The following is a 23,187-nucleotide window of genomic DNA, read 5'->3' as shown; positions in this document are numbered from 1 at the left end:
CGGAGCCCCGCAGTCGCGAACGAAAGGAAGGCCCAGTGACCGAACGGATGCGGGTGGTTCGGGCATGGGAGTGGGCCCGGCCGGAGCGGGCGGCCCGCCGGGAGGTGCTCGGCGCGGTCCCGGAGCTGGAGGCGGGGCGACCGCCGCTGCTGTTCGTACCCGGGTTCGGGCACGGGGCGTGGGCGTTCGCCGAGCACTGGCTGGAGCACGCCGCGTCGCGCGGCTTCCCGGCGTACGCGCTGAGCCTGCGCGGGCACGGCGGCAGCGAGCCGGCGCCGGAGGCGACGCTGCGGTCGTACACCCATGACGTGGTCCAGGCGGCGGCGGGCCTGCCGCGGCGGGCGGTGCTGGTGGGGCACGGCGCCGGCGCCCTGGTGGTCTCGCACGCCCTGTCCCGCTACCCGGCCCGGGCGGCGGTGCTGGTGGCCCCGGTGCTCGGCGGCTGGGGGACGTTCGGCGCGGCGCTGCGGCGCAACCCGGGCGGCACCCTGCCGGCGGTCTTCGGTGGGCCGTTACGGCTGAACCGCCGGCAGCTGTTCAGCCGGGAGCTGCCCGACGGCGAGGCCCGCCGGTACGTCTCCCGGCTGGGCCGGGCCGGGCGGCGGGCCCAGTGGCAGCTGCTCACCGGCGGGGAGCCGGAGCCGGCTGTGGGCCGGCCGCCGGTGCTGGTGCTGGGCAGCCCGGACGACCGGGTGGTGCCACCGGCCGCGTTGGCCCGGGCCGCCGGCCGGTACGGCGCCGCCCCGTTGCTCTTCCCCGGCATGGGACACGACCTGATGCTGGACGCCCGCTGGCGGGAGCCGATCGACGCCATCCTGGACTGGCTGGAGAAGGAGCCCACCCCGGCCGGTGGCTGACCGGCGACGGGCGTCAGTCCGTGCCGGCGACCCGGGTGAGCAGTGAGCCGCTCTCGTCGAGCGCGCTCAGGTAGGAGCGGGCCCAGGCGTGGATGTCGTTGCGGTGCAGGTGCTCCCGCATCGCCCGCATCCGGTTGCGGACGTCCGCCGGCTCGGCCCGCAGCGCCGCCAGCAGTTCCTGCTTGAGCCCCTCCAGGTCGTGCGGGTTGACCAGGTACGCCTGGGACAGTTCGGCGGCGGCCCCGGCGAACTCGCTGAGCAGCAGCGCCCCGCCGTCGTCGACGCGGGCGGCGACGTACTCCTTGGCGACCAGGTTCATCCCGTCCCGCAGCGGGGTCACCGCCATCACGTCGGCGATCCGGTAGAGGGCGGCCAGTTCGGCCCGGTCGAAGGTCTGGGTGAGGTAGTGGATCGCCGGCTCGCCGACCCGGCCGAACTCGCCGTTGATCCGGCCGACCTCGCGTTCCACCCGGTCCCGGAGGATCTGGTACTGACCGACCCGTTCCCGGCTGGGCACCGCCATCTGCACCAGCACCGTGTCGCGGACCTTGACGTCGCCGCTGGCGAGCAGCTCGCTGTAGGCCTTCAGGCGCTGCTCGATGCCCTTGGTGTAGTCCATCCGGTCGACGCTGAGGATGACGTGCTCGGGGTCGCCGAGGTCCTGGCGCAGCCGGCGGGCCCGGTCGGCGACGTCGGGTCGGGCGGCGAGCGCCGCCATCTCGGCGGTGTCGATGGAGACCGGGAAGGCACCCACCCGGACCTGCCGGTCGTCCACGGTGATCCGCCGGTCGGTGGCCGGCAGGCCCAGCACCTTGGTCACCAGCTGGGCGAAGTTGTGCGCGGCCTGGGCCCGTTGGAAGCCGATCAGGTCGGCCCCGATCATCCCGCGCAGCAGCTCGGCCCGGCGGGGGAGCTGCATGAACAGCTCGGGCGGCGGGAACGGCACGTGCAGGAAGAAGCCGATCCGCAGGTCGGGGCGGAGCGCGCGGAGCAGGCCGGGGACGAGCTGGAGGTGGTAGTCCTGCACCCAGACCAGGGCCCCCGGCTCGGCGACCTCGGCGGCGGCCTCGGCGAACCGCTGGTTGACCCGCTGGTACGCCTCCCACCAGCGGCGGTGGTATTCGGGCTGTTCGACGGCGTCGTGGTAGAGCGGCCAGAGGGTCGCGTTGGCGAACCCCTCGTAGTGGTCGCGCAGGTCCTCGGCGGACAGCGGCACGCTGTGCATCCGGACGCCGTCGAGGTCGGGGAAGCTGGGTGCCGGACCGGTGCCACCGGCCCACCCGACCCAGGTCGCCGTGGTGTGCCGCAGCAGGGGATGCAGGGCGCTGACCAGCCCGCCCGGGCTGCGTCGCCACTCGCAGGCGCCGTCGGGCGCCACACTGTCGTCGATGGGGAGGCGGTTGGCCACCACCACGAGGGAACTCTGTCGCATCTCGGGCATTCCGATCAGCAGAGACCGACCGCCACGAGCAGGGAACAACCGGGCAGTCAGTGGGGGAAGTGACGTACAGCGGTATTCCTACTGACAGTAAGTTACACCACTGTTACGCCCCCGGTCCGGGGCGGCGCGCGTCCCGGCATGCGGGCACGCCGGTCCGGGCGGCGGGGTCAGACGACCGCGCCGTCGTCCGGGTCGTGGTCCTCGGTGTCGCCGGGGCGCAGCCGCCAGACCAGCATCACGAAACCGGCCAGGATGCCGGTGAAGCCGAGCAGCGTCACCACCGGCGGGTCGACCGGCAGCAGCGACGGATAGAGGAAGAGCACGAAGCCGGTCATGATGGCAAGCACGCCGACCGCCGCGTACTTCGAGACGCGGGGCAGCGGTGGCGGCGGTGGCGGGGTGTAGTGCTCCTCGGTGTCGCCGGGCAGCCCGGCGCCGAAGGTGTCCAGACCGTCCAGGAGCGACGGCTCGTCCGGGCGACCCGGACCGACCGAGATCCCGGAGATGTCCGCCGCGTACGGCAGGCGGCGCACGTCGGTGGCGGTCGGGCCGGCGGTCTCGTCGGCCCCGCCGCGGGGCAGCGTCCCGCCGGCCGGCTCGCTCGGGTCGGGCTCGTCGATGTCCTCGGCGGCGGGCCACGGGTGGCTGCCGGCCGCCGGGGCGGTGTGGAAGCCGGCGACGATCCGGGCCCACTCGGCCTCGATGTCCGGCTCGTCGGCGCGCGCCGGCTCGGTGTCGCCCTCGTCGGTGAGCTGGGTGAGGTAGTCCCGGGCGGTGGTCAGGTGCGAGCGGTCGACGTAGAGCCGGTCGACCGGGCGGGCCGGCACGGTGGTGGTGCGGGTGACCGGGTTGAGATCGGCCGAGGGCTGGAGGTAGGCGGCGATGCCGCCGGCGGCGAGCACGTCGAGCAGGTGCTCACCGACGCGCGGATCGACGTCGCCCGCGACGGCGTACTCGCTCGCGTCGAGCCCGTTGTCCCGCCGTCCCCGGCGAGGCCCACCCGCTGTCACCGGACACCCTCCTCGTCGCACCTGGCGGTGCGGTCGTTCGGCGCCCCGTACGCCGTGCCCTGAATCGTGACACGTCGGAGGCCGGTTCCGGGAGTGCGTTGTGGCGTGCCGCTCCCGCTTCGTAGGCTCATGCCCGACAGTCCCGCCCGCCGGCGGCGCCCCGGGCCCACTCCCGGCGGGTCCCGGTGGCCCGGGCCGGCCCCTCGGCGGAGGTGCTGTCGCCGCCCCTGCCTGGAAGGACACCGGTGCTGTACTGGCTGATGAAGTACATCATCCTCGGCCCGCTGCTGAGGCTGATCTTCCGCCCGCAGGTCGAGGGGCTGGAGAACGTGCCGGACACCGGCCCGGTGATCCTGGCGAGCAACCACCTCTCGTTCTCGGATTCGATCTTCGTGCCGCTGATCGTCAAGCGAAAAGTCACTTTCATCGCCAAAGCGGAATACTTCACCGGTAGAGGCATCAAAGGCTGGCTGACCAAGGCGTTCTTCGTCGGCTCCGGCACCATCCCGGTCGACCGCTCCGGCGGGCAGGCGGCCCGCGCGGCGCTCGACACCCAACTGCGGGTGCTGCGGGCCGGCGGCATCGCCGGGATCTACCCGGAGGGCACCCGCTCGCCCGACGGGCGGCTCTACCGCGGCAAGACCGGCGTGGCCCGGCTCGCCCTGGAAAGCGGCGCCCTGGTGGTGCCCACCGCGATGCTCAACTCCGACGAGATCCAGCCGACCGGCCAGATCGTGCCCAACCTCGGCCGGGTGCGGATCCGGTTCGGCAGGCCGCTGGACTTCTCCCGCTACGCCGGCCTGGCCGGCGACCGGTTCGTCGAACGCGCGGTCACCGACGAGATCATGTACGAGCTGATGGAGCTCTCCGGCCGCGAGTACGTCGACATGTACGCGCAGAAGGTCAAGAACCAGCCGCCCACCGTCCCGGCCGAACCGGTGCCCGTCTGAGCCCCGCCCCCGCAGGCCACCGCGGGACGCCCGGCTCAGCAGGCCACCGCGGGACCGGTGTCGGCCACCGGGCGACCGGCCAGCGCGAGCAGCCCGGGTGCCTCGTTGCGTTCGGCGAAGGCCCGCACCTCGACCAGCGGACCGTCGGCCGCCCTCGGGTCGCCGGCCCGGGTCAGCTCCGCCGCCGCCAGGGCCAGCGCCAGCATCCGGTCCGTCACGTCCGGGATCCGGGCGTAGATCTCCGCGCCCGCGAGGTGCAGCTCCCCGGCCCGCCGGTGGTCCCCGTCGGCTGCGGCCACCGCGCCGGTCACCGTCCGCAACGCCGCCTCCGACCAGGGTGTCCGATGCCCGACCCGGTCCAGCATCGCGCGCACCCGCACCGCCGCGTCCCGGCCGGCGAGGCTCGCCGCGTACGCCGCCGCGGCGATCCACTCGCCGCTGGCCAGGGCGGGGACCGTGGACCAGGAGTCGGCCAGCTCCTCGATCAGCGTCGCCGCCTCGGCCGACCGGCCCTGCAACGCCCGGCAGAGCGCCGCCATGCCGAGCATCGTCCAGCGCGGCCGGTGGAAGCCGCTGCGCCGGGCGTCGTCCAGCGCCGCCGCCACGTCGTCGAGGTGCCGGGGCGGCTCGTCCACCGCTCGCCGTCCTCCCGGGGCGCGGTCCGGGGAGCCGGGGGCGCCGGCTGCCCGCGCAGCACCAGGAGGCAGGACCGCAGCCCCCGCACCTGCATGTCCCAGCCGCCGGTCGGGGTGTCCACGAAGGCGTCGGCGGCGGCGACCAGCCGGCCGAAGTCCCCGTCGAACCAGGCCCGCATCGCCTCGGCCGAATAGCTGGTGGTCAGCGTCTGTCCGCTCGCCGTACGGGCCGGCGCCGCCGAGAGCAGCGCGTCGGAGCGCAGCCAGTCACCCTCCTCGCGGACCGCGTACGCCAGGTTCTGCACCGCCCGGGGCAGCGCGAGCAACTGCTGTGCCCGGCTGTACTCGACCAGCGCGTGCAGCTCGTCCAGGCCGATCCGGTCGCCCGCCTGGTAGCGGGCGGTGGCCGCGGTGATCCGGGCGTTGGTGCGGGTCTCCGACAGGCCCAGCCGCTCACCGATCTCGGCGGCCGTCTCGGCCGCGGCGACCGCCGAGTCCCGCTCGTAGTTGAGCATGTGCAGCCGGCCCAGCTCGGCGTGCGCGTCCGCCTTCTGGGCGCTGTCCGGCAGCGGATCGAACAGCGCCACCGCCCGGTCCAGGCAGGCCACCGCCGTACCCCGGTCGGTGCGCAGCCAGGCGGCCTGGCCGAGCAGCGTCCAGGCCCGCGCCGCGCAGGCGTCGTCGCCGTGGGCCAGCAACCGGTCGGCCAGGGTGTGCAGCTGCTCGGGGCCGCCGCCGGACAGGAACGCGTTGCCGTCCCGGTAGAACGAGATCTCCGTGCTCAGCAGCTCCAGCTGGAGCCGGCCCACCGGGTCGGTCTCGTCGGCCAGGCCGAGCGCCCGGCCCGCGTGCGCCGCCGCCGCGTCCAGCCCGTGCAGGGCGTACGCCCGGCGGGCGGCCCGGTGCAGCGCGGCCCGCGCCGGGCCCGCGTAGCGCTGGGTGTCCATGCCGAGCGTCCGGGCGATCTCGTGCGCCGCCCAGCGGTGGTGGGCGAGCACCTCGGCCAGGTCGGTGTCCCGGCTGGCCGACAGCGCGTCCAGCCAGTCCGCCGTCCGCTCGTGCCGGGCCACCCGCTCGGTGCGCGGCAGCCGCTGATAGCAGACGTCCCGGACCAGCACGTGCCGGAACCGGTACTCCGGTTGCCCGGCCATCGTCGAGGCGGCCTGTTCGTGCACGAAGTCCCGCTGCTCCAGCCGGCGTAGCGACCGCTCCACCGACTCCACCGGCTGGCCCAGCGCCGCCCCCACCGCGCCCGGCCAGAACTGCACCCCCACCACCGAGGCGGCCAGCAGCACCGCGCGGTCCTTGGCGTCGAGCAGGTCGACCCGGTTGGCGATGACCGCGTGCACGCTCTCCGGCATCGGCAGGTCGAGGTGCTTCTCCAGCGACCAGCCGCGCCCCGACTGGCGCAGCGCGCCCTGCTCGATGAGCATCCGCACGTACTCGTGGGCGTAGAGCGGGTTGCCGCCGGCCACCTCGACCAGCGGGGTGAGCATGTCGGCGGAGAACGCCGCCTGGCCGAACATGTGCGCGTACAGCGAGGCGATGCCGGTGTCCCGCAGCGGCGGCAGCGTGATGGTGACCGACCCGGTGATCGTCCCGGCCCAGCTCGGGTCCCGGTCCACCAGCTCCGGCCGGGCGGTGCAGAGCAGCAGCAGCGGCACGTCCCGCGCGGCGGCGCCGAGCAGTTCGACGAAGCGCAGCATCGCGTCGTCGGCCCAGTGCAGGTCCTCGAAGACCAGCACGGTCGGGCGGCGCGCGGCCAGCGCCAGCAGGAACCGCCGCCACGCCGACTCGGCCTCCTCGGCGGGCAGGGTGGTGCCGGTCAGCCCGACCAGCGGGCGCAGCGCGTCGACGATCCGCTCCCGCTCGCCCGGGCCCACCAGTTCGGCGACCGCCGAGGAGAGCCGTTGCGCGGCGGTCGCCGCCGGGTCGGTGTCCAGGATGCCGGCCTCGGTCTTCACCACGTCGGCCAGCGCGGCGAAGGTGACGTTCTCCCCGAACGGCGGGCACCGCCCGGTACGCCAGCTCAGCGGCTCGTCGACCAGCCGTCCGGCGTGCCGGTACAGCTCGCGGACCAGCCGGCTCTTGCCGATGCCGGCCCGCCCGAAGACCGTCACCACCTGCGGGATGCGGTCCCGCAGCGACCGGTGCAGGGCGTTGACCAGCAGCCCCAGCTCGTGTTCCCGGTCGATCAGCGGGGTGGTGTCCGGCTCCCGGTCGGTCGGCTGCCGGCGGACCGGGGCGAGCGCGAGCCACACCTCGGTCGGCGAGGAGCGCCCGCGCAGGGTGACCGGCGGCTGCTCCGAGTAGCGGATGGCCTCCTTGGTCAGCGCGTGCGTGATGCCGCAGACCAGCACCCCGCCGGGCGGGGCCACGGACTGCATCCGGGAGGCCGTGTTCACCACGTCGCCGGCCACGATGGCCTGCCCGCCGTCCCGGGCGGCGGCCACGTCGACCAGCGCCTCGCCGGTGGCCACGCCGACCCGGAAGCGCAGCTCGTCGGTGCCGCTGGGCGCGAACCGGGTGAGCACCCGCTGCAGCTCCAGGCCGGCCCGTACGCAGCGCAGCGCGTCGGTCTCGGTGGCGACGGGGGCGCCGAAGAGCGCCATCACCGCGTCGCCGATGTACTTCTCGACCACGCCGCCGTACTGTCCGACGACCCGGCGGGCGGCGGAGAAGAAGCCGGTCTGCATGCCCCGGACCTGCTCCGGGTCGGCCCGCTCCACGTACGGCGTGAAGTCGATCAGGTCGACGAAGAGCACGCTGACCCGGCGGCGGTCCTCCTGGCCGACCGCGACCGGCTGCTTGCCGCCGGCCCGGGGCGTCCCGCACGAGGTGCAGAACGCCACGTCGGCGGCGATCGGTCGCAGGCAGTGCGGGCAGACGGCACCCAGCTCCGCCCCGCAGCCCCCGCAGAAACGGTCGCCGTCGGCGGCGGTACGTCCACACCGGTCACACTGCGCGGAGATGACACCCTCCACTGGTGGTTGTGCCGGCCGGTGCACCGGCCGCGCGTCGCGCCCCCCGCGACGTCCACCGCGAGTATCGCCGCTGGGACTGCTGTCGGGTACCGGGCTGTTGGCTTGTGGACAGTCATCCGGCCGGTCGGGAGCGCTAGATTCAGGTCGCCGAGAGCGACAGCGATCAAGGGGGATACGCCATGGTGTACGTCAAGCTGGAGAGCGACTGGACCGACGCGGACGGCGTCAACCACTCCGCGGGGGAGTCGGTCGACGTGGACGCGGCCACCCTCGCCGCCCTCCAGGCCGACGGGATCGTCAGCGAGGGGTCCGGCGGCGGCAAGGACACCACCGAGTGGGCCGGCCCGGGCAGCACCACCTCCTGGGCGGGCCCGGGCAGCTCCGGGGTCTGAGCCGGGAAGACGCGAAAGGGGCCGGGCGCGCGCTGCGCCCGGCCCCTTTCGCGTACGTCTCAGCGGTCGTTCATGCCGGCGCGGCGGCGCAGCGCGGCCACGTCGGTCACCACGATCCGGCGCCCCTCGGTACGCAGCCAGCCACGGCTGGCGAAGGACCCGATCGCCTGGTTGACGCTCTGCCGGGAGCCGCCGGCCATCTCGGCGAGCTGGCTCTGGTTGAGCTCGATGGTGATCATCGGGGCCTGGCTCTCGCCGGCGAGCCGGACCAGCGTCTTGGCCACCCGGCCGGGCAGGTCGAGGAAGACGTGGTCGGCGTTCTGCTCGGTGAGCCGGCGGATCAGGCCGCCCAGCGAGCGCATCACCGCGTCGAGGATGCGCGGGTTGGAGTGCACCAGCTCCATGAACGCCGGGCGGGAGAGCGCGAGCGCCGCGCAGTCCTCGATCGCCTCGGCGGAGGCGGACCGGGTGGAGGCGTCCAGCAGGGAGACCTCGCCCAGCACGTCCGGCGGGCGGATCACCGACAGCACCGCCCGCTCGCCCGTCGGCGCGGTACGGAAGACGGCGACCGCCCCCCGGCGCAGCACGATCAGCGACTCGCCGGGGTCGTTCTCGACGAAGAGCAGCTGACCCTTGCGGTAGGTGCGCGGCACCGCCGCGGCGATGACCCGCTGCCGCACCTCCGGTTCGAGCCCGGCGAACATCTCCACGCCAGTGAGCGCGTCACCCGGCTCCGGAAGGCGCATCTCCACGGCCCAACCCCTCCCCGGTCAAGGACCAACACTCGCAGCCGGGTGAACCTGACAGCCCCCGGTACGAGGTTCTGAACCGGTTCGGCGTCCGGTAGCGGTACACATCAGATCATGACGGCCCGGTTGCGTGCTGTACACCCCTGGAGACACTTCCGTGACCCTGCCGAGCTGCGGCGCAGCAGTGCCCCGACCTCGACGCGGCCCCCGCCGACGGGCCGGCGCCGGTGGTGGACGAGGATGACCGGGATGGTCTACCGCTACTTCTACGACTGCGAGTTCATCGAGGACGGCCGGATCGTCGACCTCGTCTCGATCGGTGTCGTCGACGAGTACGGCCGCGAGTTCTACGCGGTCTCCACCGAGTTCGACGACTCCCGGGCCGTGCCCTGGGTGCGCCGCAACGTCCTGGACAAGCTGCCCTCCCCGGCCGACCGGGCCTGGCGCTCCCGCGAGCGGATCCGGGACGAGCTGCACGAGTTCCTCCTGGAACCGGTCCGGGACCGCCCGGGTGAGCAGATCGAACTCTGGGCCTGGTACGCCGCGTACGACCACGTGGTGCTCGCCCAGCTCTGGGGGCCGATGACGGCGCTGCCCCGGGAGATCCCCCGGTTCACCAAGGAGCTGCGGCAGCTCTGGGACGACCGGGGGCGGCCGAAGCTGCCGGATGCCGAGGCCGAGCGCCACGACGCCCTGGTCGACGCCCGGCACAACCTGGCCCGGTGGCGGGCGATGACCGCCCGGTGACCGGGCCGGAAAGCGGTCTCGTTCAGGTTTGACCGGTTCTGCCCAGGGCACGGTTCGGCATCGAACCGATCCGAGGGGGAGTGCCGCCATGAGCAACGAACCGAGCAGTGCCGCCGAGGCACGGGCCCGGGTGACCGAGCTGATCCGGGACGCCCGGATCTGCCTGCTGACCACCACCGGCGTGGACGGTCGACTGGTCAGCCGGCCGATGGGTCTGCAGGCCGCCGACTTCGACGGCGACCTGTGGTTCTTCGCCTTCGCCGATTCCGCCAAGGTCCGCCAGATCCGGGTGAACCCCCAGGTCAACGTCGGCTTCTCGGACCAGCGGCACCACGCCTGGGTGTCGGTGGCCGGTACGGCCCAGGAGGGCTGGGACCGGGCGCGCGCCGAACAGTTGTGGAACCCGCTGCTGAAGACCTGGTTCCCGGACGGCCTGGACACCCCCGGCATCACCCTGATCAAGGTGCACGCCAGCTCCGCCGAGTACTGGGACTCGCCGAACAGCACGGTGGTCAACCTGCTCGGCTTCGCCAAGGCGGCGGTGACCGGGAAGCCGCCGCAGGCGGGGGAGAACCACGAGGTCAGCTACTGACCGGTAGCTTCGTCCGACGCTCGGGACGGGCCGGGGCGCGCTGTGGGCGGACACCCGCGCCGACTACAGTTCGCAGTGACGGCCCGCCCCGGGCCGGCAACGGCGCCGATGGTCTGTTCTGACACATATCCTGGGGCTTATCCGGGCTTTACCTGATGTTCCAGGAGGATGAGCGGATCATGCGTATCGGCGTGCTCACCGGCGGCGGCGACTGCCCAGGTCTCAACGCGGTAATCCGGGCGGTGGTCCGCAAGGGCGTCGCCACCTACGGTCACGAGTTCGTGGGCTTCCAGGACGGCTGGAAGGGCCCGCTGGAGGGTCTGTCGAAGCCGTTGGGCATCGCGGAGGTCCGCGGCATCCTGCCGCGCGGCGGCACCATCCTCGGCTCGTCCCGCACCAACCCGTTCAAGATCGAGAACGGCGTGGAGCGGATCAAGGAGAACCTGGCCGCGCAGGGCGTGGACGCCCTGATCGCGATCGGCGGCGAGGACACCCTCGGGGTGGCCACCAAGCTCCACGAGCTGGGCGTCAACGTGGTCGGCGTGCCGAAGACCATCGACAACGACCTCGGCGCCACCGACTACACCTTCGGCTTCGACACCGCGGTCAACATCGCGATGGAGGCCATCGACCGGCTGCACACCACCGCCGAGAGCCACCACCGCACCCTGGTCGTCGAGGTGATGGGCCGGCACGCCGGCTGGATCGCCCTGCACGCCGGCCTGGCCGGCGGCGCCAACGTCATCCTGCTGCCCGAGCGGCAGTTCGACGTCGAGCAGGTCGCCGGGTACGTCGAGAAGCGCTTCCAGCACCAGTACGCCCCGATCGTCGTGGTCGCCGAGGGCGCCCAGCCGCTCGACGGCCAGATGGTCCTGCACAACCAGGAGCTCGACTCCTTCGGCCACGTCCGCCTCGGCGGCATCGGCCAGTGGCTCGCCGAGCAGCTGGAGGCGAAGACCGGCAAGGAGGCGCGCACCGTGGTGCTGGGCCACATCCAGCGCGGTGGCACGCCGACCGCCTTCGACCGGGTGCTCGCCACCCGGCTCGGCCTCCAGGCCATCGACGCGGCGCACGAGGGCGACTGGGGCAAGATGGTCGCGATGCAGAGCACGGACATCGTCCGGGTCCCGCTCGCCGAGGCCACGGCCGAGCTGAAGACCGTCCCGCTGGAGCGGTACGAAGAGGCCGAGGTCTTCTTCGGCAGCTGATCGACGGGCAGGCGGCGCGGCGCTCCGCAGCGGAGCGCCGCGCCGCACCGCGAGACCGAGAGGGGTACGGCGTCATGGCACCCGGGGTGCACACGGTCGCGGTGATCGGCGCGGGCAAGATCGGCGAGCTGATGCTCTCCGGGCTGCTGCGCTCGGGCTGGCCGGTGGAGCGACTGCTCGCCACGGCCCGCCGGCCGAGCCGGGCCGAGGAACTGACCGCCCGGTACGGCGTCCGGGTGGTGGACAACCTCACCGCCGTGGCCGAGGCGGCGGTGCTCGCCGTCTCCGTCAAGCCGCAGGACGCGGGGGCGCTGCTCGACGAGATCGGCCCCAAGGTGCCGCCGGACAAGCTGGTCATCTCGCTCTGCGCCGGCCTGCCGACGAGCTTCTTCAACCGGCGGCTGCCCGAGGGCACCCCGGTGGTCCGGGTGATGACCAACACCCCGTCGCTGGTCGACGAGGCGATGAGTGCCATCTCGGCCGGCGCGTACGCCACCGGCGAACACCTGGCGCTGGCCGAGGAGATGTTCACCCCGCTGGGCGCCACCATCCGGGTGCCCGAGTCCCAGCAGGACGCGGTGACCGCCCTCTCGGGTTCCGGCCCGGCCTACTTCTACCTGCTGGTCGAGGCGATGATCGACGCGGGCATCCTGCTCGGCCTGCCCCGCCAGGTGGCCCACGAGCTGATCGTGCAGACCGCGATCGGCTCGGCGGTCATGCTGCGCGACTCCGGCGAGCACCCGGTCAAGCTCCGCGAGGCGGTCACCTCGCCGGCCGGCACCACCATCTCCGCCATCCGCGAGCTGGAGAACCACGGCGTACGTGCGGCGATGCTGGCGGCGCTGGAGGCCGCCCGCGACCGCGCCCGCGAGATCGCCGCCCAGGCCGACTGACCCACACCGGCCCGACCCTTGCCGGATCGGGCTCGACCCGGGATCGAGTGGCCTCCGGGCAGCCGCGATTCCACTGGATGCAGGATCGAGCACGATCCCGGGGGTGGGGCGGCGGCGCGGGCGGGGACATCTCGGTGCCGCATACTGGCCGCGTGTTCACTCTCGCCCAGGCGCGCCATCTGGTGGCCACCCTGCGCCCGCGCGTCGACGAGCTGATCCGGCTCCGGGCCGACCTGGCCGAGCTGCGGGTCGACCTGGCCGACCACGGGGTCAGCGTGCTCGGCGGGCTGGCCGAGGTGAAGGCCCTCGAGGCCCGGCTGCACGCTGTCGTGGACGAGTTGCACAGACACGGGATCCAGGTGAAGGGGATCGCTCCGGTGCTGCTGGACTTCCCCGGGGAGCGCGACGGTCGCCCGGTGCTCTGGTGCTGGCTCGAGGGCGACTCCGACGTGCGCTGGTACCACCGGCCGGAGTGCGGCTTCGCCGGGCGCCGCCCGGTCTGACCACGCCGCCGCACCCGCTCGACGGGTGATTCATCGCTGCCATCAGGTTCGTAGCGTCCGGAGGGCCCGGTCGGGCGGGCCGGCCGGGCGGCACCGGCGAGGGACCCGTCCACCGCCCGGCCGGGGCGGGGCCGGGGGCTCCTCAGCGGAGGGTGGCGAGTCGGGCCGGGTCGACGTTTCCGCCGCTGAGGACCAGGACGACCCGGTCGCCGGGTGACACCTCGACCAGGCCCGCACGCAGCGCGGCCAGGGTCACCGCGGCGGCCGGCTCGACCAGCAGCTTCGTCGCGCGGATCAGGTCCGACCAGGCGGGCAGGATGGAGTCCTCCGGCACCTCCACCACGTCGTCGACCAGCGCCCGGATGTGGGCCAGCGTGTGCCGCCCGGCGAACGGGGCCGCCAGGCCGTCGGCGACCGAGGCCGGCCGGACCGGCGGGGTGGCCGTGCCGGTGCGCAACGCGTACGACACGGCGTTCGCGCCGTCGGGCTCCACGCCGATGATCCGGGTGCCGGGGGAGGTCTCCTTCACGGCCGCCGCGATGCCGCTGATCAGGCCGCCACCGCCGACCGGCACCAGCACCACCGCCGGGGCCGGCCCGTCGGCGAGCAGTTCGCGGCCGATGGTGGCCTGTCCGGCGATGACGTCCGGGTCGTCGAAGGGTGGCAGCAGGTGGTAGCCCCGCTCGCCCGCGACGGCCTGCGCCGTGGCCAGCAGGTCGTCGGTGAACACCGCCTCGGCACCGAGACGACGGACCTCCGCCACCTTGCCCGGCACGGCGCCGGGCGGCATGCAGACCACGGTGGGCAGGCCGAAGGACCGGCCGACGAAGGCCACCGCGATCGCGTGGTTGCCCGCGGAGAAGGCCACCAGCCCGGCCGGCAGGCCGGCGCGCTCGGCACGGGCGAGCAGCGCGTTGGTGGCCCCGCGGGTCTTGAAGCTGCCGGTGTGCTGGAGGTTCTCCGCCTTGACCGCGACCCGTAGGCCCAGTTCCTCGCCGAGCAGCGGCGCCGCCAGCAACGGGGTACGGACCACCCGCCCGTCGAGGCGTCGCTCGGCCGTCGTGATGTCGTCCCCCGTCACCAACCGCATGGGCGGGAGCCTAGCCGGTCGATCGGCCAAGTGTTGATCATTTCCGGGCAATAACCTTCAAACCATAGCTCTGGGTCGGCAATGATTTGTATCCATACGCGTCTATCAGCGGTCCCTGCGAATCGATGATCTTCCGCGCGCTGGTGATCTATTGATATCAATCTCCCACCACCACCTCCTCCCACCCCCAGGAGTGCGACGTGCGGAGATCCCGTCTTGCTACCCTCGGCCTGAGTCTGGCCACGTCCCTCGGCGCCATGCTGGCGTTCGCCGTGCCCGCCCAGGCCGCCGCCACCGACCGCTACGTCGCCCTCGGCGACTCGTACGCCTCCGGTGTCGGCGCGGACAGCTACACCACCGAGAGTGGTTCCTGCCAGCGCAGCACCAACGCCTATCCGGCGCTCTACAACGCCAACATCAAGCCCGCCTCCTACCGCTCGGTGGCGTGCTCCGGGGCGACCACCAGCGACGTCATCAACAACCAGCTCTCCGCGCTCTCCTCGACCACCACCCTGGTCAGCGTCACCATCGGCGGCAACGACGTCGGCTTCGCCAGCATCATGACCACCTGCGTGCTGCAGGGGGAGACCGCGTGCGTGGCCGCCGTGCAGACGGCGGAGAACAACGCCCGCAGCTTCCTGGCCACCCGGCTCGCGAACGTCTACAACGGGATCCGCTCCCGGTCGCCCTCCGCGCGGGTCGTGGTCGTCGGCTACCCGGTCTTCTACCAGCTCGGCACGCTCTGCGCCGGGCTCAGCGCGACCTCCCGCGCGAAGATCAACGAGGGCATCAACCTGGTGGACGACATCACCCGGACCGCCGCCGGCTCGGCCGGCTTCACCTTCGCCGACGTCCGGTCGATCTTCGTCGGTCACCAGCTGTGCAGCTACGGCACCAAGTGGCTGCACGCGCTGAACTACCTGAACATCGGCATCTCCTACCACCCGACCGCCGCCGGGCAGTCCGGTGGCTACTACCCGGTCTTCCGCAACGCCGCCGGCTGACCGTCGGCCGGCTCCGGGCCGCGTCGACCTGCGGGTCGGCGCGGCCCGTCCGCGTGGCCGCAAAAAAAATCCTCCGGCGCAAACCGCCTGAACAGCGGTGATCGAAGCGTGTCGACGGGGTCCGGGTGGGGCCGGACGGGATTGACCGGAGTGCGGGAAAGCGTGATCCTGTGGAAGCGCTCCCATCGGCGAGCTCCGATCAACCCCGAGAGGAAAGCTCGTGCGTCCCACCACAGCACTGCTCCCGGTCACCCTGGTCGTCGCGCTCGGCGGCCTGGCCCTGCCCGCACCCGCCCTGGCCGCCGGCCCCGGACCGGCCCTGACCGTCGACGCCACCACGGGTCGGCACCAGATCAGCCCCTACATCTACGGCATGAACTTCGCCGACGAGGCCCTGGCCCGGGACCTCCGGCTGCCGGTGGACCGCTACGGCGGCAACGCCACCACCCGCTACAACTTCCGTGCCGACACCAGCAACCGGGCCGGTGACTGGTACTTCGAGAACATCCCCAACGACAACCCTGACCCGGCGAGCCTGCCCAAGGGCTCGGAGACCGACCGGTTCGTGGCCGAGAACAAGGCCACCGGCACCGCGACGATCATGACCGTGCCGATGATCGGCTGGGTGGCCAAGGATCGGGCGAAGGCCTGTGCCTTCAGCGTCGCCAAGTACGGCGCCCAGCAGTCCACCGACCCGTGGTCGCCCGACTGCGGCAACGGGAAGAAGCCGGACGGCAGCCTGGTGACCGGCAACGACCCGAAGGACACCAGCGTCGCGGTCGGCCCGGAGTACGTCACCGACTGGATGACCCACCTCAAGGGACAGTTCGGCTCGGCGGCGAACGGTGGTGTCCAGTTCTACAACCTGGACAACGAGCCGGACCTGTGGCACTCCACCCACCGGGACGTCCGGCCGACCGGCCTCGGCTACGACGAACTGCGCGACCGCACCTACCAGTACGCCGCGGCGATCAAGGCCGCCGACCCGCAGGCGAAGACCCTCGGCCCGGTCGGCTGGGGGCTCAACTCGATCTTCTACTCCGGCCTGGACCAGGACACCTGCTCGCGTACCGGGTGCTGGTCGAACCCGCCGGACAAGGCGGCGCACGGCGGCCAGGACCTCGGCCCGTGGTACCTGGACCAGATGCGCGCCTACGAGCAGCAGCACGGCACCCGCATCCTGGACTACTTCGACATCCACCTCTACCCGCAGCAGTCCGGCGTGTTCGGCGACGCGGCCGGCGACGCGACCACCCAGGCGCTGCGGCTGCGCTCCACCCGGCAGCTCTGGGACCCGACCTACGTGGACGAGAGCTGGATCAACAAGCCGGTCCGGTTCATCCCCCGGATGCGCGAGCTGGTCGACCAGCACTACCCGGGCACGAAGATCGCGATGACCGAGTACAACTGGGGCGCGTACGGGTCGATGAACGGGGCGCTGGCCGAGGCGGACGTGCTCGGCATCTTCGGCCGGGAGGGCCTGGACCTGGCCAACCTGTGGACCGCGCCGAAGTCCGACCAGCCGGTCGCTAACGCCTTCCGGATCTACCGCAACTACGACGGCGCCGGCGGCGCGTTCGGCGAGACCTCCGTCCGGGCCACCAGCGCCGACCAGGAGAAGCTCGCCGTGTACGCGGCCGAGCGCGCCAGCGACAAGGCGCTCACCCTGGTCGTCGTCAACAAGTCCGGTGACGACCTGACCAGCCCGGTCGCGCTCACCGGAGCGTCGGCCGGCACGGCCCAGGTCTACCGCTACAGCGCGGCGAACCTGGCCGGCGTCGTCCGGCAGGCCGACCAGCCGGTGACCGCCACCGGCTTCACCGCCACCTTCCCGGCCAACTCGATCACCCACCTGGTGCTGCCGCGCGGCACCACGCCCGGTGACACCCAGGCGCCCACCGCCCCCGGTAAGCCGACGGTCGGCACGGTCACCAGCGACAGCGTGGCACTGAGCTGGGCGCCGGCCACCGACAACGTCGGCGTCACCGGGTACGACGTGCACCGCGTGGACGCCTCGGGCCCGGTGAAGGTCGGCAGCGCCACCGGCACCGCGTACACCGTCACCGGGCTCACGGCGGACACCTCGTACACCTTCGTGGTGACCGCGCGGGACGCGGCGGGCAACGTCTCGGCGGCCTCGCCCGGCGTGGTCGTGCGGACCGCGCCGGCGACCACCCCGACCGGCGGCTGCGCGGTGAGCTACGCGGCGAACAGCTGGCCGGGCGGCTTCACCGCCACCGTGACGATCAAGAACACCGGCAGCACCGCGATCGACGGCTGGAAGCTCGGCTTCGACTTCCCGACCGCCGGGCAGCAGGTCGGCCAGGGCTGGTCGGCGACCTGGAAGCAGAGCGGGGTGGGCGTCACCGCGGAGAACCTCAGCTACAACGGCCGGCTCGCCCCCGGCGCCACCACCAGCATCGGCTTCAACGGCACCTGGACCGGCAGCAACCCGGCGCCGACCGCCTTCACCCTCAACGGTCAGCGCTGCGGCTGACCGGAGACCGGCCGACGGGCCCGGGGCGCGGCGACGCCCCGGGCCCGTCCCTGTTCCGTCCCGGCCCGTCGGTCAGGCCGGCAGGACCTTCTCGACCGCGGCGCGCAGCTGCGGGTCGTCCGGGGCGACCGTCGGGGCGAACCGGGCCGCCACCGTGCCGTCGGGCGCGACCAGGAACTTCTCGAAGTTCCACCGGATGTCCCCGGTGTGCCCGTCGGCGTCCGGGGTGGACACCAGGGCCGTGTAGAGCGGGTGCCGGTCCGGCCCGTTGACGTCCACCTTCTCCGTCAGCGGGAAGGTCACGCCATAGTTGACCTGGCAGAAGTCGCTGATCTCGTCGGCCGTGCCGGGCTCCTGGCCGCCGAACTGGTTGCACGGCACCCCGAGCACGGTCAGGCCGCGGTCGGCGTACTCCTCGGCCAGGGCCTGCAGGAGGGCGTACTGCGGGGTCAGGCCGCAGCGGGAGGCGACGTTGACCACCAGCAGCGCCCGGCCGCGGTAGCGCGCGAGGTCCGCGGGACCGCCCGAGAGGGCGTCGATCTCGATGTCGAAAACGCTCATGGGGCGAGGCTACGCGCCGGGAGCGGCGGGTCGGCGGCAGCCGGAGAAATCGACGGATGCACATCTTGACTAAGTGATGACGCCGTGAGTAGCGTCTCAGCAATCAATCTGGAAAGTTTCCTAACTGTTTGGGGAGACGCCACATGAAGAGATCGCTCCGCCGGGCCCTCTGGGCCGGTGCCGTGGTCGCGCTGGCGGTCGCGGCGGTGCCGATGACCACCGCGTCCGCCGCCGGCACCGTGACCGCCACGTTCGCCAAGGCGCAGGACTGGGGGACCGGTCACGAGGCGAAGGTGACCGTCACCAACGGCACCAGCGCCAGCGTCGACACCTGGCGCATCGAGTTCGACCTGCCGTCCGGCACCACCATCAGCAGTTCCTGGGACGCCGACGTCACCAGCAGCGGCAACCACTACGTCGCGGTCAAGAAGAGCTGGGCCGGGCCGCTCGCCCCGGGCACCAGCTTCAGCTGGGGCTACAACGGCACCGGCCCGTACGCCGCGCCGCTGAACTGCACCGTCAACGGCGCGTCCTGCGCCGGCGGCGGCACCCCGACCACCACCGCGCCCTCGCCGACCACCTCGCCCACCGCCTCGCCGACCGTGTCGCCCACGGTCTCGCCGACCACCTCACCCACCACGCCGCCCACCACCACCCCGCCGCCGCCGAGCGGGGACAAGAAGGTCGTCGGCTACTTCACCGAGTGGGGCGTCTACGGCCGCAACTACCACGTGAAGAATGTGCACACCAGCGGGTCGGCGGCGAAGATGACCCACCTGCTCTACGCCTTCGGCAACACCACCGGCGGCCGGTGCAGCATCGGTGACAGCTACGCCGACTACGACAAGGCGTACACCGCGGCGGACAGCGTCGACGGGGTGGCCGACACCTGGGACCAGCCGCTGCGCGGCAACTTCAACCAGCTCCGCAAGCTCAAGAAGATGTACCCCAACCTGAAGGTGATCTGGTCCTTCGGTGGCTGGACCTGGTCGGCCGGCTTCACCCAGGCCGCGCAGAACCCGGCCGCGTTCGCCGACTCCTGCTACGCGCTGATCAAGGACCCGCGCTGGGCGGACGTCTTCGACGGCATCGACATCGACTGGGAGTACCCGAACGCCTGCGGCCTCCAGTGCGACACCAGCGGCCCGAACGCCTTCAAGAACGTGATCGGGGCGCTGCGCGCCAAGTTCGGCGCGAGCTTCCTGGTCACCGCGGCGATCACCGCCGACGGCAGCACCGGCGGCAAGATCGACGCCACCGACTACGCCGGTGCCGCGTCGAACCTGAACTGGCTGATGCCGATGACCTACGACTACTTCGGCGCCTGGGCCGCCCAGGGTCCCACCGCGCCGCACTCGCCGCTCACCTCGTACACCGGCATCCCGCAGCAGGGCTTCTGGTCCGACGCGGCGATCCAGAAGCTCAAGGCCAAGGGCGTCCCGGCGAACAAGCTGCTGCTCGGCATCGGCTTCTACGGCCGGGGCTGGACCGGGGTGACCCAGGCGACCCCTGGTGGCACCGCCACCGGCCCCGCCCCGGGCACCTACGAGCAGGGCATCGAGGACTACAAGGTGCTCAAGAACAGCTGCCCGGCCACCGGCACCGTCGCCGGCACCGCGTACGCCAAGTGCGGCAGCAACTGGTGGAGCTACGACACCCCGTCCACCATCGGCGGAAAGATGACGTACGCGAAGAACCAGGGCCTCGGTGGCGCCTTCTTCTGGGAGCTCTCCGGTGACACCAGCAACGGCGAGCTGATCGGCGCCATCAAGGGCGGACTCGGCTGAGCCGAGCGCCGACGCACCACCCACACGGCGGGGAGGGACCACGCACCGGTCCCTCCCCGCCCGGCTGCGCGGGCACCGGCCGGGGGCCCCTGCCCGGTCCGCCGGCGGTGTGACACACTCGCCGCTCATGGGACGACCGATGAGCCAGCCGCCGCGCAGCACGGCCGTCGCGGTCGCCGCGCTGGCGCTCCTGCCGTTCGCCCTGGCCGGCTGCGGGGACGACGACAAGGCGGGCACCCCGGCCACCGGCGCGGCGCGGGCCCCCGCCGAGGAGGCCGCCGCGAAGTCCCGCGAGCGGGTGCAGGCGTACCTCGACGCGATGACCGCCAAGGACGTGGCCGCCGGTCGCAGCCAGCTCTGCGCGCCCCTGCAGACCGCCTTCGACGCCAACGCCACCGGCCCGAACGGCGACTTCGCCGACCACTTCACGGTGCGCGGGGCCACCATCACCGACGTCCGCTCCGGTGCACGCGGGCAGGAGGTCAGCACCTCCGTCACGGTCGCCGTCGGCGCCCGACAGACCGCCCGTGCCCTGCTGTTCACCGTCACCCGCAGCGGTGCCGACTGGTGCATCGCCGGTGAGGCGCCGGGCGGCAGCACGCCCACGCCGACCGCCAGCGGCTGACCCGCTCCCGGGTGTGTCGGTCGTCTCCCATCTGCCGGAACCATCCCCCTCGGCGATCGGGCGGTCGCACCGTCGCCGTACGCTTTCTGTCATGCGCCATGAGTGGCACCAGTTGAGTCACCCCGCCGTGGGTAGCCCGGGGCTGCAGACCAGCCGACCGACCGTCGACTCCGCCGAGGACGCCGCCCTCGGCCTGGACCGGTGGCGGGACCTCCCGCGCGCGCAGACCCCGCCCTGGCCGGACCAGACCGCGGTCGCCGAGGTCTGCAAGGTCCTCGACACCGTGCCGTCGGTGGTCGCCCCCTACGAGGTCGACCAGCTCCGGCAGCGGCTCGCGCTGGTCTGCGAGGGCAAGGCGTTCCTGCTCCAGGGTGGTGACTGCGCGGAGACCTTCGCCGACAACACCGAGAGCCACCTGCTGGCCAACGCCCGGACCCTGCTCCAGATGGCCATCGTGCTGACCTACGGCGCGTCGCTGCCGGTGGTCAAGGTGGCCCGGGTCGCCGGCCAGTACACCAAGCCCCGGTCGCTGCCGACCGACGCGCGCGGCCTGCCCGCGTACCGCGGGGACCTGATCAACGGGCTGGAGGCCACGCCGGAGGCGCGGGTCGCCGACCCGCAGCGCATGATCCGGGCGTACGCCAACTCGGCCGCCGCGATGAACATGCTCCGCGCCTACCTCGGTGGTGGCCTGGCCGACCTGCACGCCGTGCACGACTGGAACAAGGGCTTCGTCAAGAACTCCCCGGCCGGCGAGCGCTACGAGGCGATCGCCCGCGAGATCGACCGGGCGCTCGCGTTCATCCGGGCCTGCGGGATGACCGAGGAGGAGGCGCTGCGCACCGTCACCCTCTACTGCTCCCACGAGGCCCTCGCCCTGGAGTACGACCGCGCCCTCACCCGGGTCTCCGGCGAGCGGGCGTACGGCCTCTCCGGCCACTTCCTCTGGATCGGCGAGCGGACCCGGCAGATCGACGGCGCGCACATCGACTACATCTCCCGGATCGCCAACCCGATCGGGGTGAAGCTCGGCCCGACCACCACCCCGGACGAGGCGATCGAGCTCTGCGAGAAGCTCAACCCGGACAACGTCCCCGGCCGGCTCACCCTGATCAGCCGGATGGGCAACCACAAGGTCCGGGACGCCCTGCCGCCGATCGTCGCCAAGGTCACCGCGGCGGGCGCCAAGGTGGTCTGGCAGTGCGACCCGATGCACGGCAACACCCACGAGTCCTCCAACGGCTACAAGACCCGGCACTTCGACCGGATCGTCGACGAGGTGCTCGGCTACTTCGAGGTGCACCGCGGCCTGGAGACCCACCCGGGCGGCCTGCACGTCGAGCTGACCGGGGAGGACGTCACCGAGTGCCTCGGTGGCGCCCAGGGCATCGAGGACCTCGACCTGCCCGACCGGTACGAGACCGCCTGCGACCCGCGGCTGAACACCCAGCAGTCGCTGGAGCTGGCCTTCCTCGTGGCCGAGATGCTCCGTGGCTGACGCGAGGAGTGAGCCGGTTCTGCGAGCCCCGCGGTCGGCAGCCGACGAGATGACAGTGGCTGAGGTTGTCGATCTCCGGTCGGACACGGTGACCCGGCCGACGGCCGGGATGCGGGAGGCGATGGCCACCGCCGAGGTCGGCGACGACGTCTACGGTGAGGATCCCACCGTCGCCGCGCTGGAGGCCGAAGTCGCCGCGCTCTTCGGGCACGAGGCGGCGCTCTTCGCCCCGACCGGCTCGATGGCCAACCAGATCGCCCTCCAACTCGTCGTGCCGGCCGGTGACGAGCTGCTCTGCGACGCCGACGCGCACGTCGTCACGTACGAGATCGGCGCGGCGGCCGCGTACGGCGGAATCTCGTCGCGGACGTGGCCGGCGGTCGGCGCGGAGATCGACCCCGACGTGGTCGCCGGCATGGTGCGGCCCGACGGCTACTTCGCGGTGCCGACCCGGGCCATCGCGGTGGAGCAGACCCACAACCGGGGCGGTGGCGGGGTGATCCCGCTGGCGACCCTGCGCGACCTGCGCCGGGTCGCCGACGACAACGGCCTGGCCCTGCACTGCGACGGCGCGCGGATCTGGCACGCCCACGTCGCCGACGGGGTGCCCCTGGCGGATTACGGCGCGCTCTTCGACACGCTGTCGGTCTGCCTCTCCAAGGGGCTCGGCGCGCCGGTCGGCTCGCTCGTCGTCGGCAGCGCCGAGAAGATCGCCCGGGCCCGGTTCGTCCGCAAGCGGATGGGCGGCGGCATGCGGCAGGTCGGCGTCCTCGCCGCCGCCGGCCGGTACGCCCTGGACCACCACGTCGAACGGCTCGCCGAGGACCACGCGAAGGCGGCCCGGCTGGCCGAGGCGGTGGCCCCGTTCGGGGTGCTCGGCACGCCGGTCCGGACGAACATCGTGCCGCTGGACCTGGCCAAGCATCCGCTGGACGCGAGGGCCCTCGCATCCGCCGCCCGCGCCGAGGGGGTGCTGATCTCGGTGCTCGGCCCGCGTACCGCCCGGATGGTCACCCACCTGGACGTCGACGACGCCGCGATCGACCGCGCCGCCACCACCCTCACCCACCTCCTCCGCGCCTGACCCCCCGGCGCTCCCGCTGCCCCTCGCCTTGTCGATCAAGAGGTTTGCGTCAGGCTGCGCGGCCTGGGTGACGCAAACCT

The 23,187-nt window shown here is 72.9% G+C and carries 21 protein-coding genes; 14 read left to right on the top strand and 7 right to left on the bottom strand.

Annotated features, from left to right (window positions below):
* Positions 1-47: 47 nt before the first annotated feature.
* Positions 48-857 carry an alpha/beta fold hydrolase gene (locus MRQ36_RS04390; RefSeq protein WP_278187832.1) on the top strand — a complete coding sequence of 270 codons (810 nt, stop codon included), beginning with the start codon at positions 48-50 and terminating at the stop codon, positions 855-857.
* Between the two features lie 13 nt (positions 858-870).
* On the opposite strand, the gene MRQ36_RS04385 is transcribed toward MRQ36_RS04390, so the two are convergent.
* Complete coding sequence (locus MRQ36_RS04385; protein ID WP_242793008.1) at positions 871-2,289, bottom strand: trehalose-6-phosphate synthase; 1,419 nt, start codon at positions 2,287-2,289, stop codon at positions 871-873.
* Positions 2,290-2,465: 176 nt separating this feature from the next.
* Positions 2,466-3,308 (bottom strand): DUF308 domain-containing protein, encoded by an 843-nt coding sequence (locus MRQ36_RS04380; RefSeq protein ID WP_242793007.1) that lies wholly within the window; start codon positions 3,306-3,308, stop codon positions 2,466-2,468.
* A 245-nt stretch (positions 3,309-3,553) separates the two neighbouring features.
* On the opposite strand from MRQ36_RS04380, the gene MRQ36_RS04375 reads away from it, so the two are divergent.
* Positions 3,554-4,258 carry a 1-acyl-sn-glycerol-3-phosphate acyltransferase gene (locus MRQ36_RS04375; protein WP_242793006.1) on the top strand — a complete coding sequence of 235 codons (705 nt, stop codon included), beginning with the start codon at positions 3,554-3,556 and terminating at the stop codon, positions 4,256-4,258.
* 35 nt (positions 4,259-4,293) lie between these two features.
* On the opposite strand, the gene MRQ36_RS04370 is transcribed toward MRQ36_RS04375, so the two are convergent.
* Positions 4,294-4,797: a hypothetical protein gene (locus MRQ36_RS04370; protein WP_242793005.1), complete on the bottom strand. Its 504-nt coding sequence runs from the start codon at positions 4,795-4,797 to the stop codon at positions 4,294-4,296.
* The gene (locus MRQ36_RS04365) at positions 4,743-7,877 is read right to left on the bottom strand and encodes an adenylate/guanylate cyclase domain-containing protein (protein WP_242793004.1); all 3,135 of its coding nucleotides are present in this window, start codon (positions 7,875-7,877) and stop codon (positions 4,743-4,745) included. The genes MRQ36_RS04370 and MRQ36_RS04365 overlap by 55 nt, the downstream gene beginning before the upstream one ends.
* A 179-nt stretch (positions 7,878-8,056) precedes the next feature.
* On the opposite strand from MRQ36_RS04365, the gene MRQ36_RS04360 reads away from it, so the two are divergent.
* Positions 8,057-8,269, top strand: coding sequence for a hypothetical protein (locus MRQ36_RS04360; protein ID WP_242793003.1), 213 nt, complete (start codon positions 8,057-8,059; stop codon positions 8,267-8,269).
* Between the two features lie 59 nt (positions 8,270-8,328).
* Here MRQ36_RS04360 and MRQ36_RS04355 read toward each other — a convergent pair whose 3' ends face one another.
* Positions 8,329-9,021, bottom strand: coding sequence for a Crp/Fnr family transcriptional regulator (locus tag MRQ36_RS04355; protein ID WP_088972405.1), 693 nt, complete (start codon positions 9,019-9,021; stop codon positions 8,329-8,331).
* Positions 9,022-9,267: 246 nt separating this feature from the next.
* Here MRQ36_RS04355 and MRQ36_RS04350 point away from each other — a divergent pair, with 246 nt between their 5' ends.
* The 5 genes from MRQ36_RS04350 to MRQ36_RS04330 all read left to right on the top strand — a co-directional run bounded on the left by MRQ36_RS04350 (position 9,268) and on the right by MRQ36_RS04330 (position 12,961).
* Positions 9,268-9,765 (top strand): polyadenylate-specific 3'-exoribonuclease AS, encoded by a 498-nt coding sequence (locus tag MRQ36_RS04350; protein ID WP_242800821.1) that lies wholly within the window; start codon positions 9,268-9,270, stop codon positions 9,763-9,765.
* 88 nt (positions 9,766-9,853) lie between these two features.
* On the top strand, positions 9,854-10,357 hold the full coding sequence (locus MRQ36_RS04345; protein WP_242793002.1) for a pyridoxamine 5'-phosphate oxidase family protein: 504 nt from the start codon (positions 9,854-9,856) through the stop codon (positions 10,355-10,357).
* 179 nt (positions 10,358-10,536) lie between these two features.
* Positions 10,537-11,565 (top strand): 6-phosphofructokinase, encoded by a 1,029-nt coding sequence (locus MRQ36_RS04340; protein WP_242800819.1) that lies wholly within the window; start codon positions 10,537-10,539, stop codon positions 11,563-11,565.
* A 74-nt stretch (positions 11,566-11,639) separates the two neighbouring features.
* Positions 11,640-12,458, top strand: coding sequence for a pyrroline-5-carboxylate reductase (proC, locus tag MRQ36_RS04335; protein ID WP_242793001.1), 819 nt, complete (start codon positions 11,640-11,642; stop codon positions 12,456-12,458).
* A 152-nt stretch (positions 12,459-12,610) separates the two neighbouring features.
* Positions 12,611-12,961: a DUF2203 domain-containing protein gene (locus MRQ36_RS04330; RefSeq protein WP_242793000.1), complete on the top strand. Its 351-nt coding sequence runs from the start codon at positions 12,611-12,613 to the stop codon at positions 12,959-12,961.
* Positions 12,962-13,103: 142 nt separating this feature from the next.
* Here the strand turns inward: MRQ36_RS04330 and MRQ36_RS04325 are convergent, their stop codons facing one another.
* Positions 13,104-14,051, bottom strand: a complete 948-nt coding sequence (locus MRQ36_RS04325; RefSeq protein ID WP_242792998.1) for a threonine/serine dehydratase — start codon at positions 14,049-14,051, stop codon at positions 13,104-13,106.
* Positions 14,052-14,251: 200 nt separating this feature from the next.
* Between MRQ36_RS04325 and MRQ36_RS04320 the strand changes: the two genes are divergently transcribed.
* Entirely contained in the window at positions 14,252-15,055 is an 804-nt protein-coding gene (locus MRQ36_RS04320) for an SGNH/GDSL hydrolase family protein (RefSeq protein ID WP_242792996.1), read from the top strand.
* Between the two features lie 220 nt (positions 15,056-15,275).
* Entirely contained in the window at positions 15,276-17,552 is a 2,277-nt protein-coding gene (locus MRQ36_RS04315) for a glycoside hydrolase family 44 protein (protein WP_242792994.1), read from the top strand.
* A 72-nt stretch (positions 17,553-17,624) separates the two neighbouring features.
* On the opposite strand, the gene MRQ36_RS04310 is transcribed toward MRQ36_RS04315, so the two are convergent.
* Positions 17,625-18,113, bottom strand: coding sequence for a glutathione peroxidase (locus tag MRQ36_RS04310; RefSeq protein WP_242792992.1), 489 nt, complete (start codon positions 18,111-18,113; stop codon positions 17,625-17,627).
* A gap of 143 nt (positions 18,114-18,256) precedes the next feature.
* On the opposite strand from MRQ36_RS04310, the gene MRQ36_RS04305 reads away from it, so the two are divergent.
* From MRQ36_RS04305 to MRQ36_RS04290, 4 genes are all read left to right on the top strand, one after another.
* Positions 18,257-19,900 (top strand): glycosyl hydrolase family 18 protein, encoded by a 1,644-nt coding sequence (locus tag MRQ36_RS04305; protein ID WP_242792990.1) that lies wholly within the window; start codon positions 18,257-18,259, stop codon positions 19,898-19,900.
* Between the two features lie 127 nt (positions 19,901-20,027).
* Complete coding sequence (locus tag MRQ36_RS04300; protein WP_242792988.1) at positions 20,028-20,525, top strand: hypothetical protein; 498 nt, start codon at positions 20,028-20,030, stop codon at positions 20,523-20,525.
* A gap of 91 nt (positions 20,526-20,616) precedes the next feature.
* A complete protein-coding gene (locus tag MRQ36_RS04295; RefSeq protein WP_242792986.1) occupies positions 20,617-22,023 on the top strand; it encodes a class II 3-deoxy-7-phosphoheptulonate synthase in 1,407 nt (468 codons plus the stop codon).
* A 49-nt stretch (positions 22,024-22,072) separates the two neighbouring features.
* The gene (locus MRQ36_RS04290) at positions 22,073-23,107 is read left to right on the top strand and encodes a low specificity L-threonine aldolase (RefSeq protein WP_242792984.1); all 1,035 of its coding nucleotides are present in this window, start codon (positions 22,073-22,075) and stop codon (positions 23,105-23,107) included.
* Positions 23,108-23,187: the final 80 nt, after the last annotated feature.

The sequence above is a fragment of the Micromonospora sp. R77 genome (assembly GCF_022747945.1).
Lineage (GTDB): Bacteria > Actinomycetota > Actinomycetes > Mycobacteriales > Micromonosporaceae > Micromonospora.
Note: the sequence above shows the minus strand (reverse complement) of the source record. Positions and strands in the feature narration are given on the sequence as shown.